The organism is Microbacterium sp. CBA3102 (genome assembly GCF_007954505.1).
GTDB classification, from domain to species: domain Bacteria; phylum Actinomycetota; class Actinomycetes; order Actinomycetales; family Microbacteriaceae; genus Microbacterium; species Microbacterium aurugineum.
Genome location: NZ_CP042412.1, coordinates 700,398 through 716,328, shown reverse-complemented (window position 1 = coordinate 716,328; position 15,931 = coordinate 700,398). Strand labels below are relative to the sequence as shown.

Genomic DNA, 15,931 nt, shown 5'->3' with positions numbered 1-15,931 from the left:
CCGACGTGACATCAAGCTGGGGCAGGCGCTCCGTGCGTCGGAGCGGTTGTCCTCTCGGATGCGGATCGATCACGCGCGCGGCGCGGACGAGCCGCTCCCCTGGCTGCCCGACGCCGTATGCGGTGCGGTGGATGGGCGAATCATGGGTCGTGACCGGGGGGGCGACCATCAGCTCTGGATCATCGAGGAGAAACGCAAAACCCGGGTCAGCCCAGGCGGTTCGCGAGGAACCAGGCGCCGGCGACGGGCTGGTCGCCGAGGATCACGAAGTCCAGCTCCGGATGCCGTGCCACGAGCAGTGCGCGCACCGATGCGGCCAGCCGGGGCTGAGCGGTGATCACGCCGCCGGCCGCCACGACGGTGCGGCCTGCGGCACCGCGGCGACGCAGTTGATCGACCAGGCGCACGAGGTGTGAGGCGCCGTCGTCGATCACTCCGACGGCGAGGGTCGACCCGGCGTCGGCGGCGCGGAACACCGCGGGGGCGTGCGGGCCCCAGTTGGCCATGGTCGGCTCGTCGTTGACGATGCGCGCGAGGCGCTCGGCGTCGGCGACGTCGAAGTCGGCGAGCAGTGCGCCGAGGAGTCCGTCGTCGGGCGCGCCATCGTCATACGCGAGGAGCGCGGCCCTCGTGGCCTCGCGGACCAGTCCTGCGGCCCCCGCCTCGTCACCGATGACCCAGCCCCAGCCGCCCGTCACGAGCGGTGCTCCCGCGGCATCCGCACCGACGCCGATGGCGCCGGTGCCCGCGATCAGCCCGATGCCTTCCGTGAGGCCGGCTGCCGGCACGAGGAGGGCTGCGTCGTTGACGCACTGCACGCGGGTGAAGCCGTGCGTACGCAGCGCGTGCTCCAGGTCGTGCGCGACCTCAGACCTGTCGAGGCCCTGTGCGCCGATCGCGAGCGCGCGGACAGACGCCCCTGAGGGCAGTGCCCGTGCGAGCACGTCGACCAACCAGGCGGCAGCAGCATCCGCCGGCTCTGCGTCCCACTCCGCCGAGCTCACCACGACGTCGGTGACGACGCGTCCGGTCACATCGGTCGCGCGGACCGCGGCCTTGGTGCCGCCCACGTCCATGCCGACGATGAGAGCCGTCGTGTCGTCGGCTGCCGTCACTGTGCGGCCCCGACATCCACCTTCGTGTCGCCGTTGTGGAACACGAACTCCTCGATCTCCACGCCTCGCGACTGCGCGACGGCGGCGACGAGTCCCTGCAGGAACAGCGCCTCGAGCAGGGCGCGCGCATTCGACGAGCTGTGCGGCAGGCGGATCGTCTCGAGGTTCTTGGCGCCGTCGACGTCGTCGGTCGTGACGAGGATGACGCGGTGCCCCGCACCGCTGAGCGTGCGGGCGACCTCGTGCTCGCGTTCTTCACCGAACAAGATGTGCGCGCCCTCGCCCGCCGACTCCATCGAGCCGTGCAAGTACTGGCGCGTGCCCATCGCGCTGGCGGGAATGCGCGCGACCTCGCGGAACAACAGTGCTCCGGCCTCGGCTGATCCGGTCGACGCGCCCCCGCCGACGAAGTCGAGGCTCGGCGCGGAGGCGATCAGAGCCGCAGCGCGGTCGATCTGTGGGGCGAGCATGGCCTCAGTCTTGCGGAAGAGTGCGGCGAAGTCGTGCCAGGCCGGGTCGACGGCGCCGCCGGCCCAGGCCTCCGACAGCATGCCGAGCGCGACGACGGTGGCGGTGTACCCGATGGTCGAGGCGTAACTGTCGGGGATCGACCCCAACCCGACCAGGCTCGTCGCGAGGTCGGAAAGCGGCGACGGTACGGTGTTCACCACGCCGTACCGGAGCGCGGTCGGGATCGTGTTCAGCGCCGCGATGGTCTCGCTGCTGCGTCCGCTCTGCGAGACCGCGATGACGGGGTGCTCTCCGGTGGCCAGCGGCAGCGGGGTGTCGCCGGCATCCAGTCGCCACGCGGTGATGCCGCGCTTGCGCAGGTGCCAGACGGCGGGAGCGGCAGCGGCGAGGCTCGCGCCGATGCCGAGGAAGAGTGGTCCGACCTCGCCCAGCGCGCCGTGGGCGGCCAGCTCGTCGACCTGCCGCTCGATGTGTGGGATCGCGGTCGCGAGGGCGTCGGCCTGGGCTGCGGTCGCCTCGGCGTAGCTGATGTATCCGTCCATGTCGTTCCTTGTGCTCGTGCTCGTCGGGTCAATGCCCGGCGTGGTGGTCGTGGTGGTCCGCCGATGGCGCGCAGTGATCGGCGGTACCGGGGATGTCGAGGGAAGGGTTGCGCCCGAAGAACCCGTGCGGTTTGAGCACGAACCCGGCGGTGTCGACCGGCATGATCGGCCAGTCCTCGATGCGCGGGAAATGCGTGAGCCCGAACGTGTGCCACAGCACGATGTCGGTGCCGTCGACGGGTCGATCCGCCGCGACCCACTGCGGGATGCCGGCGCCACCCGGATGCAGGTTCACGAAGTCTCCTGCCGGGTACAGCTCGTCGGGCTCGTAGGCCGTGACCCACAGGTGCTTGGTCGTGAAGGTGGCGCGCCTGTGGATGTCGGAGTCGGCATCGGCGAGCAGCAGCGGCTTACCCTCGGGGTAGAGCACCCAGCCGACCGGCTCACCGAGGCGGTTCTGCACCTCGGTGTTGCCGACGAACCACACTCGTCCCGTGAGGTTGTCCGCGACGCGCTGCGCTTCCGACTCGGTGCGCAGTCGGGTGATCTTCTGCGTGAATCCGGTGCCGTGCGGGTTCTCCGGCCCGCGCGGCACAGCGGCTGCCTCGATCTCGTCGACGGCGTTCGTGAGGCCGTCGACGGCGACGTCGAGGCGCGCGCTGAACAGGTGCTGGTGGTTCGGGGCGCCGAGGCCGGGGGCCACTTCGGTCGCGAACGGGTAGCCCTTGCCCGGGTAGGCGGACGTGAAGACGATGCCGGTGGCCTTGACCTCGAACTCGATCGTGCCGTCGAGGCCGAAGTACCAGTAGAAGCCGTAGTCGTAGTTACCCACGGTCATGAAGAAGCTCACGACGAGTCGACGGTTGCGTCGGGTCTCTGAAGAGCCGTTCCAGTTGTCGGAGTGCTTCCAGAGCACACCTGCATCCTCCTCGTGGATGCAGATCGCCTGGCGCACCACGCGGGCGTCTCCGTCGTTGCCTGCGACGACGGCATCCAGGTAGGTGATGTCGCCGACGCAGTCGCAACCCAGCTCGAGGGAGTTCGCGAAGCCGCCGAAGAGGTACTCGCCGCCGTCGAAGAAGTTCTGGAACCAGCGCTGTGGGCTGGGGTCGCCGTAGGGCACGACCATCTCGGCGATCGAGGCGCGGTAGAGCACCGAGCGCTGCACATCACCGTCGGCGATCGACACGTCATGCAGAACCAGGCCTTCGCGCTGGTCGAAGCCGACCTGCAGGCGCCAGCCGGCCCAGTCGAGCACGCCATTCTCGTCGATCGTGAAGCTGGGGCCCTCCGGCTGGGAGATGGCGATGGGCTTGAGCCCTTCGCGGTCGGGGCCGCGCCACGACTCCAGGTGGTAGTTGCCGTCTTCCTGCGGCACGGGGAGGTCGACGTAGTCGATCACGTCGAGCACTTCGCCCGTCACGACGTCGACCATCACGGTCACGCCGTCCACAGGGTGGGCCCATCCGAGGTCGTCCGGCGTGCGCTGCACGAACGTGAAGCAGCGCTGGATGCGGCGCCCGCTCTCGTGGTCGGCGAGCACCCCGGCCGAGAGCGGGTTGACGCGCAGCTGACTCAGATCGGTCAGTCCTCGCTTGGCCATCGCGGCGATCCAGCGCTCGTCCTTGTGCACGACCTCTTCGACGTAGCCGAATTCGCGGAGCACCACGGGTACGGCGCCGTCGACGGCGGGGTCGAGCTCGCGCGACGACACGACGCTGCCCGAAGCCGGATCGACCACGACGTCGTGCGAGACGCCGGTGGTCATGTCGATCAGGAAGCTCCGAACGAGTCGGGGGAGCGACTCTCCCGTGAGCACGCGGCGCTTGTCCGGCGCGATCAGGCCCATGTAGGAGTAGTGCGTGTTCGAGGTCGCGATCCCCGCGGCCTCGAGGGCTGCGCGGTTGGCGACGATCTCCTCGGCAGTGAGGGTCGCAAGCAGCGCGTTGGCGCCGGCTGGCAGTGTGTTCGTCATTCGTCCGGTCTCCTTATCTGGCGTCGGGGGTGGGATGCTCAGCGCTCGAGGCGCACGGGTTCCCAGGTACCCGAGCGCATGGCCCGGTAGCAGGCGTCGAGGATGCAGTTGACGATCCATCCGTCTTCGAACGTCTCCATCGGCGTCGTGCCTGCCGCGTAGTGGTCGATGAAGTGGCGCATCTGCTGCGAGAAGCCGTAGGCGCGCGTCTCTTCGGGGACGGGGTGCACCCATCCGGTCTCGGAGTCGGCCTTCTCGACCAGATAGCCGGTCGGGCGTCCGAGGAATCCCCACACCGGGGTCACGGACGTGTCGGTGACGAGGCGGCCCTCGGTGCCGCTGAACTCGTGCCGCAGCTGCATTCCGCCCTTCTCCGCCCAAGACGACTCGATGATCGCGAGCTGTCCTTTGGCGAACTTGAGCAGGGCGACGGCGGTGTCCTCGCCAGTGGTCTTATCGGTGTGGACCAGCGTCGACCCCCATGCGAACACCTCGGTGACAGGGTTGTCCTTGCCGAAGAAGTGCCTGGCCGACTCGACGGTGTGGCAGCCCATGTCGAGCAGGGCGCCTCCGCCGGCGGTTTCGGCATCCCAGAAGTGCGGGGCGTGCGGACCGGAGTGTGCTTCGCGGGCACGCATGGTGAGCAGCTCGCCGATGCCCCCGGCCTTGGCCATCTCGTGCGCCTTGGCCACGTTGGGGGAGAACACCGAGCTCTCGGCGTAGCCGTGCCAGACGCCGGCCTCCTCGACGATGCGCAGAATCTCGGCGGCCTCCGCTCCTGTGCGCGCGAGCGGCTTGGTGCAGATGATGCCCTTGCCGGCGGCCGCTGCGATGCGGACCGCGTCGACATGGGCCTCGTTCGGCAGGGCGACCACGACGACGTCGATGTCGGGGTTCGCGCAGAGCTCTGCGATGTCGGTGTAGGTCTGCGGGCTGTTCCAGCGGGCGGCGAAGTCAGCGCCGCGTTCGGCGTCGCGGGAGAAGTTCGCAGCGAGCACGCCGTCGCGCACGTCGAGCAGGGAGTCGGCGTACGAGTCAGCGATGAACCCGGAGCCGAGGATGCCGACACGAATCACGGGGGCCTCCTTCGAGAGTTGTTGTCCACAAGATACCACTTGTCTTATCAATGTCTAGCAGAACGGAGATAGTAAGGACAATCATTGAATTATGTAGATACCTCTTGCTACCGCATTGAGACCTATATATGCTGACCAGCACCGCGCGCCGCCGCAATGGTGTGGCAGGTCCTCCCGAGACCGCGCGTCCGCTCAGAGAGAAGGTCATGATGCGTTCTGCCACAGCACCACTCGCCGCCCTCGCCGTCACCACGCTCGCCCTCGGTCTTGCCGGATGCGCGGCGGGCAGCGGTGACGATCCCGACTCGGTCACCCTCACGCTCGGCACCTGGCGCACGGAAGACGCCACGATGTGGGAGAACGACATCATCCCCGCGTTCGAGGCCAGCCACCCCGGTATCACAGTCGAGTACGCGCCCATCGATACGAACGACTACAACGCCGCGATCCAGTCGCAGATCGACGGCGGCACCGGTCCAGACGTGATCATGTGCCGCCCCTTCGACGTCAACCGGGCATGGATCGACAAGGGCTATTTCGAGCCACTCGACGGGCTCGACGCGATCGGCTCGTTCCCCGAATCCGCGCTCGCCGCCTGGGAGGGCGACGACGGTACGCCGTACTGCGTGCCCGTCGCCTCCGTCCTCGCCGGCTTCTACTACAACGCCGCGATCTTCGATGAGCTGGGGCTCGAGGTGCCGCAGACGCAGGAGGAGTTCCTCGAGGTGCTCGACGCGATCAAGGAGGACGGACAGTACGCGCCGCTCGCTCTGGGCAGTGCCGACGGCTGGCAGCTCGCGTACAACATGCTGTACCAGGTCGGACCCAACGCCTGGAAGGGCGAAGAGGGCCGGCTCGGACTCATCGACGGCACGCAGAGGCTGACCGACCCCGACTTCGTCGAGGGCTTCCGCATCTTCGACTCCTTCAAGGGCTACCTGCCGAACGGCTTCGAGTCGATCTCGTATGAAGATATGACGCAGCTGTTCACGCTCGGCAAGGCGGCGATCCTGCCCGACGGCTCTTGGCAGATTTCCCAGGTCACTTCGACCGGTCTCGACGTCGGCGTCTTCGGGGCGCCGCCCGCAGCCAAGGGCGACCAGCGTTACCAGCAGGAGATGGCCGACATGGCCTTCGGTCTGAACGCCGCCAGCACGCAGAAGGAGGCCGCGACCGAGTTCCTGGAGTGGCTCGGCACGAGCGAGTTCCAGCAACTGTACGTCAACAAGCTGCCCGGCTTCTTCTCGATGGGCGGTGAACCCGTCAAGTACGACAACGCGCTGGCGCAGGAGTTCGCCGACCTGAAGGAGGGAGCCGAGCTCACCTCTCGTCTCGCGCTCGACCGTCTGAGTGCAGGACAGCCGCCGCTCGACGACGAGATCTGGCGTGTCGCGCAACTCATGTACAACAGCGGGCTCAGCCCCGAGGAGGCGACAGCCGAGCTGCAGGCCGGCCTCGACTCCTGGTACACGCCCGCGCAGTGAGGTCCGGCCGGGGGCGGCGCACTCCGCCCCCGGCCGCACCATCGCGCGCCGACCGAAAGACGTCGCATGATTCGCACACCCGCCCGATACCGCCTGCTGGCGATGTTCGTGCTGCCCGCCCTCCTGGTCTACGTGGCTTTCTCGGTCTACCCGCTGATCAGCTCGGTCGTGCTCAGCTTCTTCGAGTCGAGCGGGCAGACCAGCGCCTTCGTCGGTACGGCCAACTACGTCGACCTGTTCACCAATCCGACGACGAGTGCGCGGTTCTGGAACGCACTCGGCAACAACGTCGAGTTCTTCCTCATCCACCTGCTCGTCGAGTTGCCGATCGGTCTGCTCATGGCGGCCTTGCTCACCTCGGGGCGGCTGCGCCGCTCGGTCGGCGTCTATCGCACCCTGCTCTTCATCCCCGCGACGCTCTCGGTCGTGATCGTCGGCTTCATCTGGCGTCTCATCATCAACCCGCTGTGGGGACTGGTCGAGTTCCCGTTGCTGGGCACCGAGGCGACCGCGCTGCCGACCATCTCGCTCATGTCGGTCTGGCAGTACATCGGCATCCCGATGATCTTCCTCTACACGGCTCTCCTCGCGATCCCGGATGATGTGATCGAGGCCTCCCGCATCGACGGGGCAGGGTCCTGGACCGCATTCTGGCGCATCAAGTTTCCGCTCATCGCGCCCCAGTTCGGATTGATCGTGATCCTCACGTACATCTGGACCTTCAACGGCTTCGACATCGTCTACGCCCTGAACGGCTCGGCTCCCGGGCCGAACTACTCCACCGACATCCTCGGCACCTTCTTCTACCGATCGTTCTTCGGGTCCAGCGGGCAGGTCGCCGACCTCGACCTGGGGGCCACCGTCGCATCGGTGATCTTCCTCCTCATCCTGGTGACCACCGCCGCGTACTTCTGGCTCGTGCAGCGCCGCCTGAAGACCTACGAGCTCTAGGAGACCACGATGTCCATCGACACCCGCCCCGCTCCAGCCGCCCCGAGCAACCGTCCGCTCCCCGAAGCCATCCCCGTGCGCCGCCGTCGCCCCCGCCGTCTGGCCGACGTCCTCTCCGGAGGGGGCGTGCATCTGCTGCTGATCGCGATGGGACTGTTCTCGGTCGTGCCGATCCTGATCGTCCTGATGAATTCGTTCAAGACGACGCAGGGCATCTTCGGCGCTCCGTTCGCCCTGCCCGACGCCGAGACGTTCAACCTGCAGGGCTACATCAACGTGTTCACCCGAGGGAACTTCCTGCTCAATTACCAGAACAGCCTGATCGTCACGCTCGCCACGATCGTGCTCACGATCGTGCTGGGCACCCTTGCGGCGTGGGCGCTCGTTGAGTACAAGGTGCCGATCACGCCGGTGCTGGCCGGGTTCTTCGTCGTGGGAATCATGCTGCCGATCCGTCTCGGCACGGTTCCGCTGATCAAGATCATGACGTCGTGGGGTCTCATGGACACGCTGACCGCACTCATCCTGGTCTACACGGCGATGCAGCTGCCGCTTGCGATCGCCCTGATGACCACCTACTTCCGGGCCGTGCCGAACGAACTCAAGGAGGCCGCGCGCATCGACGGGGCAGGGGAGTGGCGCACGCTCGGCATCACCCTGCCGATCGTACGGGTCGGCATTGCCGCGGTCGCGTCGATCACGATGCTCCCGGTGTGGAACGACCTGTGGTTCCCGTTGATCCTCGCGCCCAACAAGCAGAACCAGACGGTCACGCTCGGCGTGCAGCAGTTCGTCGGGCAGTTCCAGAACGACTACCCGGCCCTGCTCGCCTCGCTCACGCTCGGCGCGGTGCCGCTCGTGATCCTGTTCGCCGTCTTCTCCCGGCAGTACATCGCCGGACTCACGAAGGGGTATGGCAAGTGATCGCCCCGACCCCACCCCTGAACCACACAGCCCTGATCCACGAGGAGTGCTCATGACCATTGCGACGATCGACCCGACGACGGGCGAGATGGTGCGGGAGTTCGCCGCCCACACGCCCGCACAGGTGGAGGAGATCCTGGCGAAAGCGGATGCCGCCAACGCCCTGATGGCGAAGACGACCTTCGTGCAGCGCGCGGAGTGGATGCGTCGCGCTGCCGACCTGCTCGACGCCGACCTCGAGCACGCGGCAACCCTCGCCGTGCTCGAGATGGGGAAGACCATCGGCACCGCGAAGTACGAGGTGACCAAGTCGGCCAACGGCATGCGCTGGTACGCCGAGCACGCCGAGGGATACCTCGCGCCGGAAGAGCCCGTGCCCGCGGCGTCTGTCGGAGCATCGGCCGCGAGCGTGGTGTTCCAGCCGCTGGGCACCGTGCTGGCGGTGATGCCGTGGAACTATCCGTTCTGGCAGGTGATCCGCTTCGCAGCCCCGGCCCTCATGGCCGGCAACACCGGACTCCTCAAGCACGCTTCGAGCGTGCCCCAGACCGCCCTTTACTTGGGCGAGCTGTTCCAGCGCGCCGGCTTCCCGGAGGGAGCGTTCCAGACCCTGCTGATCGAGGGTGCCGCAGCCTCGGCGCTGATCGACGACCGGCGCATCCGCGCCGTCACCCTCACGGGTTCGGTCGGGGCGGGGGCCGCGGTCGCCGCTGCGGCGGGACGCAACATCAAGAAGAGCGTGCTGGAGCTCGGCGGAACCGACGCGTTCGTGGTCATGCCGTCGGCCGACGTCGCACGCTCGGCGCAGTTCGCCGCGGCATCGCGCACGCAGAACAGCGGCCAGTCGTGCATCTGCGCCAAGCGGTTCTTCGTGCACGCCGACGTGTACGACGAGTGGCTCGAGGCCTTCGTCGCGCACATGGCGGCCACCACGTACGGCGACCCGCTCGCCGAGGGCACCGGATTCGGGCCCATGGCCACCGCGCAGGTGCGCGCGGACGCACACGAACTGGTGGCGGATGCCGTGGCCAAGGGTGTCACGGTGCGCGTCGGCGGCGAGCTGCCCGACGGCCCCGGCTGGTTCTACCCGGCGACCGTGCTCACGGAGGTCACCCCCGAGATGCGCATCTTCCGCGAGGAGTGCTTCGGACCCGTCGCGTGCGTGTACAAGGTGACATCGATCGACGAGGCGATCGCGGCCGCGAACGACTCCGACTTCGGGCTCGCCGCTGGCGTGTGGTCGGCCGATCCCGACGAGATCGCCCGGCTGCAGGCCGAGTTGGAGTTCGGCAGCGTGTTCGCGAACGGCAACTCCGCCTCGTTCTTCGGACTGCCGTTCGGCGGGGTCAAGGACTCGGGCTACGGCCGCGAGCTCGGTTCCTTCGGCATCCGCGAGTTCGTGAACGCCAAGACGGTGTGGACGGCCTGAGTCGCCCCGTCCGCCCCCGGCGAGCGCGAGGTCGGAGTGACTGTCTGACCCTTGGTGCTCATATCACGGCGGCGGGAGCCATGGTCCTGCTCATGGTGCCCGTCGCTGCGCAGGGACACACCTCGTTGGCGGGTATCGGTGCAATGTTCGCGTTCTTCTTCTGGGCTGCGCTCTCCGGCGCGCGTGCTCGACGCCGCCGGTTGCCGCCCGGGGCCGTCGGCGACCCGTTCGCGATGGGTCTCCTCATGGCAGTCCCCTACCTGGCGCTCGGCTTCGCCGGCCATGCGCATGGGCGGGCGTTCGGCGCGCCGGTACTCGTCGTGATCCTCGGCTTTGCCGTGCTCGGTGGATGGCTGCTGCTGCGGGCGTGCAGCGCACGTGCGGACCACGTCGAGAGATTCGGCTTCTGGTGGTGTCTCCTCATGCTGGCCGGGATGCTGCTCATGACGAGCGCACATGCCTGAGGTCAGACGCTCTTCCTGACCGGTCGCCGGCGCAGCGCGGCCGAAGTGACGGCGACGAGCGTGCCGACGGTCACCCCGATGATCGTCTCGATCGCGCGATCCTGCAGGAGCACGTCGACGGGCGTCGGCGCGGCGAGGTGCACCATGAGCAGCGCGAGCGGGGTGATGAACACCATCGCGATGCCGTAGTTGCGTCCGACGAAGAGTTCGGCGGCGGCCTGCAGCAGCACCACGAGGGCGATGACCGCGAGCGGCGGCAGGTCGAAGACGAGGATCCCGGCCGCGACGAGCACGCCGAGCAGCGTCCCGAGCAGACGCTGGATACCGCGGATCACGCGGGCGTTGAGTTGCGGCCCGCTGACGGCGGCGACTGCGCCGACGGCCGCCCAGTACCAGTGCGAGTCCATGATCAGCAGCCCGGCGAAGCCTGCCCCGATGATGGCGACGCCGACCGACAGGGCCATCTCTCGGGCGATCGGGCCCACGGGCTGCAGGGTCTTCGGCGGCACGTCGTCCGTGCGGCGCGTGAAGACCCCGATGAGCGCGGTGATCGCGAGTCCGAACAGGACGCTCGGTCCGCCGACCAACAGCACATCGCCGAACGAGGCGATCGTGGCCGGGATGGTCGCGCACGCCCCGACCGCGAACACCGGGAACAGCGGCCCCGGCGGGTGCCACCGCATCGTGTACGCGAGCAGGGTGACGGCGGAGGCGATGACGGCGACGACGAGGATGCTGACCGGGGCGGGGACGGCGAGAACCGACAGGGCGGTGCCGACGAGCATCGAGGCGAGGATGATGCCCCCGGCGCTCGCCTGCATCCGAATGCGATCGCGGAACACGTCATGGCGCCCGTACAGCGCGGCGAAGGCGCCGAAGCTCGCGTAGATGCTCAGGTCGAGGCGGCCCAGCATCCACAGCACGAGCAACGGCGCCGCCACGCTGATCGCCGCGCGGAGCGCCACTCGGTGATCACCGCGGTGCGGTTCGACGCGGAGGACGCCGGTCCATACTCTTCCCCGGGATTCCGCCACCGATCCAGCCTACGTCCGATGCCGAACCGCTCCGGCGCCGACTCCGGCTCCGGCGCCGACTCCGGCTCCGGGTGTGCCGAAGGGCTCAGCCCGCCGTGGCGCCCCGCAGGAGCAGGAGGCGTGCCTTGTCGAGGACGCGGTTCAGGACCGCGGCCGCGGCGTCGGTCTCGTGCGGGTCGAGGTCCGCCCACAGGGGCCCTGTCAGGTCTGCGATCTCCCGGCCGATCTCGGCGACCCGTGCCTCGCCCGTCGGAGTGAGCGCGGAGCCGGCGAGGAGTCCACGGTGGCGCAGGTCCGTGAGGATCGGTCCGACCTCCGTGGCGGGGAGACGATCGGCCAGGAAGGCGTCGAGCTCCCCGGCGCCGTCGAACTGTGCGGTGAGCCTCAGCGAGATCCACTCGCGTTCGCTGAGGTCGTGAGGGGTGAGGACGGTCTGCAGGAGCGCGCTCAGCGCCTTCTCCGTCTGGCCGATGAGCTGGGGTCCGAAGGGGATCACGGCGTTTCCATTTCGTTGGTGTTGGTGTTGGTGTCTTCGCCGATGCCCCAGCTCGCCCCTCTGGCGACGAACGCGCCGAGAAGGGTGACTCCGGCGAAGACCAGCATCAGGAGTCGGGCGGCGTCGACGACGTCGGGCATCGCGAGGTTGACGAGCACCCCGGCCATCGCCGCACTGAACGCGCTCGCGATGATGAAGACCGTGTTCACGGCTGCGGCCGCCTTGGCGCCTTCCTCCTCGCCGGGCGTGCTGCCGAGCGCGGCGACGGTCAGATGGGGGAATCCCAGGCCGATGCCGGCACCGGCGAGGAAGAGAGTGGCGAACCAGAGCGCGATGACGAGCGCGGACGGGCCCTCGTGCTGGAGGAGTCCGTAGCCGGTGAGGCCGGCGGCGACCGTCACCGGGCCGATGGTGATGAGCAGGCGACGGGAGCGGACGCCGGTGGCGTTGGCCGTGAACACCTGCGTGACCGACCACCCGAGTGAGAGCGCGGCGCCGAGCAGGCCGGCCACGAAGGGCATCAGCCCGCCGATCTCCTGCCCGAACAACGGGATGAACGCCTCGGTGCCGATCGCGAAGGCCAGGACGGCGACGGTGATGTACACCCATCCGAGCGAGGACCCCGCGGCGAACGTGACGCGCGGCAGGATGCCGTTGCCCCCTCGCCGCTCGTGACGAAGGAACCACGCACCGAGGACGACACCGACGACGATGGCGACTCCCGTGCCGAAACCGGCGGGGACGATGCTCGCGACACCCACGGCGGCGACGCCACCGGCGAGGAGGACGAGGGATGTCCACGGGACGGACTCGCTCGATCGCATCCGAGTGGTCTGCGGCAGGGCGCGCACGACGACGATGCCGATCAGTGCCGAGACGACGGCCAATCCGATGAACGTCACGCGCCAGGCGTCCAGCTGCGCGAAGACGCCTCCCACCACCGGGCCGACGATGTTGCCGACGCCCCACATGGCCGACACGAGGGCGGCGGCCCGTGCCCAGAGGCGCTCGGGGAGGGTGCGCTGGATGAGTGCATAGCCGAGTCCGGCGAGCAGGCCGCCGCCGAGGCCCTGCACGGCCCGACCGCCGAGCAGTGCCCACATCCACGGACTCGCGGCGCAGAGCAGCGAGCCGAGTCCGAACAGGCCGAGTGCCCACAGGTAGGCCTGCACCGCACCCCGCTGCGTGAGGATCCGGCTGACCATCATCGAGCTGACCACGGAAGCCAGCAGGAAGGTCGTCATCGTCCAGGCGTAGAACTCCGCGCCACCGATGTCTCCGACGATCGTGGGGAGCAGGCTCGTCGTGAGATAGACGTTGCTCGCCTCGAGGAGCACGCCTCCCGCGAGCACGGAGGCGATCGGCGCGTAGCGGCTGCCGAGTAGTTCGCGCCAGCTTCCGGCGGGGTGCGTGCGGTGCGGTGTCTGAGTCATCGGCTGCCCTTCGTGGCGTCGGAGCGGGCGCTGGTCTCGCCCGTCGGCGCCGGTTCTCGGCGGCCGATCGTCACGCTAATACCTCGAGTAAACTCGAGGTCAAGAGGAGGCGGCGATGTCTTTGGAACCCGACGATCTGCTCGCCATCGGCGAGGTCGTCCGGCGCACCGGCGTCCCGGCGACATCCCTGCACTTCTACGAGCAACTGGGGCTGATCTCGTCGACCCGGACCGCAGGGAATCAACGCCGATACCGGCGGCACATGCTGCGGCGGATCTCGTTGATCGTGGTCGCGAAACGCCTCGGTATCCCCCTCACCGATGTGCACGAGGTCTTCCAGAGCCTGCCTGCCGATGAGTCGCCCTCTCAGCGGGACTGGCAGCGGGTCGCAAGGCTGTGGCGTGAGCAGCTCGACATCCGTCGCACCCAGCTCGAGCACCTCCGTCGCGAGATCACCGGCTGCATCGGCTGCGGGTGCCTGTCGCTCAAGGCCTGCCGGTTGCTGAACCCCGAGGATGCGCTCGCCGACGACGGTCCGGGCCCGCGCCGGATCTGAACCTCGTCAGAGGCCTGACGTCAGAGCCCGGATGTCAGGGCCCGGACGTCAGAGGTCGGAGGGCAGCAGGGGGCGCATGAACGTGCGCTCGTAGCGCAGCACGCAGCCGCTCTCATCCCGGATGCGGTCGGCCTCGATGAACTCCGGATCGACCCCGAACCTCGCCCGGTACACCTCGTAGTCGGCGAAGGAGGGGAAGGTGAACAGGGCGAGGGCCTCGTCGCTCGCTCCCTCGGACGGGAGGAAGTAGCCGTGGTGGACACCCCCGTGGCGTCCCATGAGCTCGATCCATGCGCGCGCGAACGACTCGAAGGCGTCGATCTTCTTCGGATCGATCGTGTACGTCACGACACACGTGATCATGCGTCCACCGCCGTGCGCTGTCGTCCTGCGTAGAGCGTCCCCCAGCGGGTGAGCTCGGTCAGCAGCTGCCCGGCGCTCGCACCCAGTTCACTCAGTCGATATTCGACCTTCGGTGGCACCTGGCGGTAGACGGTCCGGGTGATGAGGCCGTCGGCCTCGAGCTCGCGCAGTTGACGCGTGAGCACGCGCGGGGTCGGATCCTGCAGCAGCCGTCCGAGCTCGCCGAAGCGAAGCACCTCATGTTCGCCGAGGAGGGTGAGGATGCTGGGCTTCCAGGCGCCCCCGAGCACCGCGATCGACACTTCGGCATCGCACGATTCGGTCCACTCGCGGACGATCCGTTCCGTCTTCTCTCTCACCTATCGGCCTCCACAGTATCCAAAATGTCAGTACGTATCAGAAATGACCGTACTTGTGGCTCCTGTGTGTACCTTTGCAGACTGAGGGTGTGACCACAACCCCCATCCGTGTTCCGTCCCGTTCGTCCGTCCGCCTCTGGCTCGCGATGGTCCCGCTCCTGCTCGGGATCCTCATCGGCGCTCTCGCGATCAGCAGTGTCTCCACCGCCCTCCCTGCGATCCGGGGCGACCTGGGACTGACCGACATCGAGGGGCTCTGGCTCGTCGACGTGTACGCCCTCTCCCTGGCGGCGACACTGATCCTCGCCTCCCGGATCGGTGACGCGTTCGGACGCAAGAGCATCGTCCTGATCGGCTTGGCGGCCTTCGCCGCACTCAACGCCGTGGGTGGGATGGCCACGAGCGGCCTGCTGCTCATCGTCGTCCGTGCTCTGCTGGGGGTCGCGGAGGCCTTCGTGGTCGCGGGAGTGGTCTCGACGATCGGTGCCAAGTTCCAGGCGCGCGAGCGTGTCCTCGCCTACGGGTTGTGGACGGCGACGTTCGGCACGGGAAGCGCACTCGGTCCGGTGCTCGGTGGGCTGCTGGCCGAGGGGCCGGGATGGCGCTGGCTGATGCTGGGCAGCGTTCCGCTCGCGGTGATCGCCGGAGTGCTGGCCCTGTGGCTCGTTCCGGACTCACGCAGTGCCCTGCTGCCCTCCTGGGATGTGCTGAGCATCCTGTCCTCGATCCTCGCGCTCGGCGCTCTCGTCTTCGCGCTCCACGAGGCCCTCGCCGCGCCCTTCTCGGCCGGGATCGCGGCCCTCATCGCGACGTCGAGCCTGATCTTCTTCGTGCGTCGGCAGCGTCGGCTCCGCGATCCGCTCATCGACATGGGACTCTTCCGGATCCCGGGCTTCAGCCCTGCGATCATCCGCATCGTCGTGAGCAGCGGTGCGTCGGCGGCCTCCGTGCTGTTGGTGAGTCTGCACCTGCAGGACACCCGCGGGCAGAGTGCGGCCGAGGCGGGCATCGCCCTGCTGCCCCAGGCCGCGGCCATCGCGATCGGGGGCGTGCTGGCGCCGCTGGCGCTGCGCGTGCTGTCGGCGAACTCCCTCACGGTGCTGGCGCTCGTCCTGCAGGCCGTGGGGCTGGGGTGGCTCGCGCTCGACCCGGCCGTCGTGGCGATCCCGCTCGTGCTCGTCGGCCTCGGGTTCGGCGTCGGTGCGACACTCGCCGCGACGGCGCTGTTCGAGGCGACGACCGAGGACCAGGCCGGACAG

15 protein-coding genes and 1 pseudogene are annotated in these 15,931 nt (G+C 68.5%); 7 read left to right on the top strand and 9 right to left on the bottom strand.

Annotation, left to right across the window (positions count from 1 at the left end):
* Window positions 1-206: 206 nt before the first annotated feature.
* Genes FGL91_RS03520 through FGL91_RS03505 form a run of 4 tightly spaced genes read right to left on the bottom strand, consistent with a single transcriptional unit; the run spans window position 207 to window position 5,179 of the window.
* The gene (locus tag FGL91_RS03520) at window positions 207-1,115 is read right to left on the bottom strand and encodes an N-acetylglucosamine kinase (RefSeq protein ID WP_227991836.1); all 909 of its coding nucleotides are present in this window, start codon (window positions 1,113-1,115) and stop codon (window positions 207-209) included.
* Entirely contained in the window at window positions 1,112-2,128 is a 1,017-nt protein-coding gene (locus tag FGL91_RS03515) for an SIS domain-containing protein (RefSeq protein ID WP_153243100.1), read from the bottom strand. Before FGL91_RS03515 ends, FGL91_RS03520 begins: the two co-directional genes overlap by 4 nt.
* A 28-nt stretch (window positions 2,129-2,156) precedes the next feature.
* Complete coding sequence (locus FGL91_RS03510; RefSeq protein ID WP_153243099.1) at window positions 2,157-4,103, bottom strand: primary-amine oxidase; 1,947 nt, start codon at window positions 4,101-4,103, stop codon at window positions 2,157-2,159.
* Window positions 4,104-4,141: 38 nt separating this feature from the next.
* Window positions 4,142-5,179 carry a Gfo/Idh/MocA family protein gene (locus FGL91_RS03505; RefSeq protein ID WP_153243098.1) on the bottom strand — a complete coding sequence of 346 codons (1,038 nt, stop codon included), beginning with the start codon at window positions 5,177-5,179 and terminating at the stop codon, window positions 4,142-4,144.
* Between the two features lie 206 nt (window positions 5,180-5,385).
* Between FGL91_RS03505 and FGL91_RS03500 the strand changes: the two genes are divergently transcribed.
* From FGL91_RS03500 to FGL91_RS03480, 5 genes are all read left to right on the top strand, one after another.
* Window positions 5,386-6,663, top strand: coding sequence for an ABC transporter substrate-binding protein (locus tag FGL91_RS03500; RefSeq protein ID WP_194239300.1), 1,278 nt, complete (start codon window positions 5,386-5,388; stop codon window positions 6,661-6,663).
* A 66-nt stretch (window positions 6,664-6,729) separates the two neighbouring features.
* Window positions 6,730-7,614, top strand: a complete 885-nt coding sequence (locus FGL91_RS03495) for a carbohydrate ABC transporter permease (protein WP_153243096.1) — start codon at window positions 6,730-6,732, stop codon at window positions 7,612-7,614.
* Window positions 7,615-7,623: 9 nt separating this feature from the next.
* Entirely contained in the window at window positions 7,624-8,538 is a 915-nt protein-coding gene (locus FGL91_RS03490; protein WP_153243095.1) for a carbohydrate ABC transporter permease, read from the top strand.
* 52 nt (window positions 8,539-8,590) lie between these two features.
* On the top strand, window positions 8,591-9,967 hold the full coding sequence (locus FGL91_RS03485) for an aldehyde dehydrogenase family protein (RefSeq protein WP_153243094.1): 1,377 nt from the start codon (window positions 8,591-8,593) through the stop codon (window positions 9,965-9,967).
* Window positions 9,968-10,047: 80 nt separating this feature from the next.
* Window positions 10,048-10,431, top strand: a complete 384-nt coding sequence (locus FGL91_RS03480; RefSeq protein ID WP_153243093.1) for a hypothetical protein — start codon at window positions 10,048-10,050, stop codon at window positions 10,429-10,431.
* Between the two features lie 2 nt (window positions 10,432-10,433).
* Here FGL91_RS03480 and FGL91_RS03475 read toward each other — a convergent pair whose 3' ends face one another.
* The 3 genes from FGL91_RS03475 to FGL91_RS03465 all read right to left on the bottom strand — a co-directional run bounded on the left by FGL91_RS03475 (window position 10,434) and on the right by FGL91_RS03465 (window position 13,394).
* A complete protein-coding gene (locus FGL91_RS03475) occupies window positions 10,434-11,465 on the bottom strand; it encodes an FUSC family protein (protein ID WP_153243092.1) in 1,032 nt (343 codons plus the stop codon).
* Between the two features lie 85 nt (window positions 11,466-11,550).
* A complete protein-coding gene (locus tag FGL91_RS03470; RefSeq protein WP_131493648.1) occupies window positions 11,551-11,961 on the bottom strand; it encodes a hypothetical protein in 411 nt (136 codons plus the stop codon).
* A complete protein-coding gene (locus FGL91_RS03465) occupies window positions 11,958-13,394 on the bottom strand; it encodes an MFS transporter (RefSeq protein ID WP_153243091.1) in 1,437 nt (478 codons plus the stop codon). The genes FGL91_RS03470 and FGL91_RS03465 overlap by 4 nt, the downstream gene beginning before the upstream one ends.
* Before the next feature lie 115 nt (window positions 13,395-13,509).
* Here FGL91_RS03465 and soxR point away from each other — a divergent pair, with 115 nt between their 5' ends.
* Window positions 13,510-13,950: a redox-sensitive transcriptional activator SoxR gene (gene soxR / locus FGL91_RS03460; protein WP_047524236.1), complete on the top strand. Its 441-nt coding sequence runs from the start codon at window positions 13,510-13,512 to the stop codon at window positions 13,948-13,950.
* A gap of 48 nt (window positions 13,951-13,998) precedes the next feature.
* On the opposite strand, the gene FGL91_RS03455 is transcribed toward soxR, so the two are convergent.
* Entirely contained in the window at window positions 13,999-14,313 is a 315-nt protein-coding gene (locus FGL91_RS03455) for an NIPSNAP family protein (protein ID WP_153243090.1), read from the bottom strand.
* Window positions 14,310-14,672 carry a winged helix-turn-helix transcriptional regulator gene (locus FGL91_RS03450; RefSeq protein WP_052193813.1) on the bottom strand — a complete coding sequence of 121 codons (363 nt, stop codon included), beginning with the start codon at window positions 14,670-14,672 and terminating at the stop codon, window positions 14,310-14,312. The genes FGL91_RS03455 and FGL91_RS03450 overlap by 4 nt, the downstream gene beginning before the upstream one ends.
* Before the next feature lie 146 nt (window positions 14,673-14,818).
* Between FGL91_RS03450 and FGL91_RS19015 the strand changes: the two are divergent.
* Window positions 14,819-15,919, top strand: a pseudogene (locus FGL91_RS19015) (MFS transporter); the annotation flags it as partial.
* Between the last annotated feature and the right edge of the window lie 12 nt (window positions 15,920-15,931).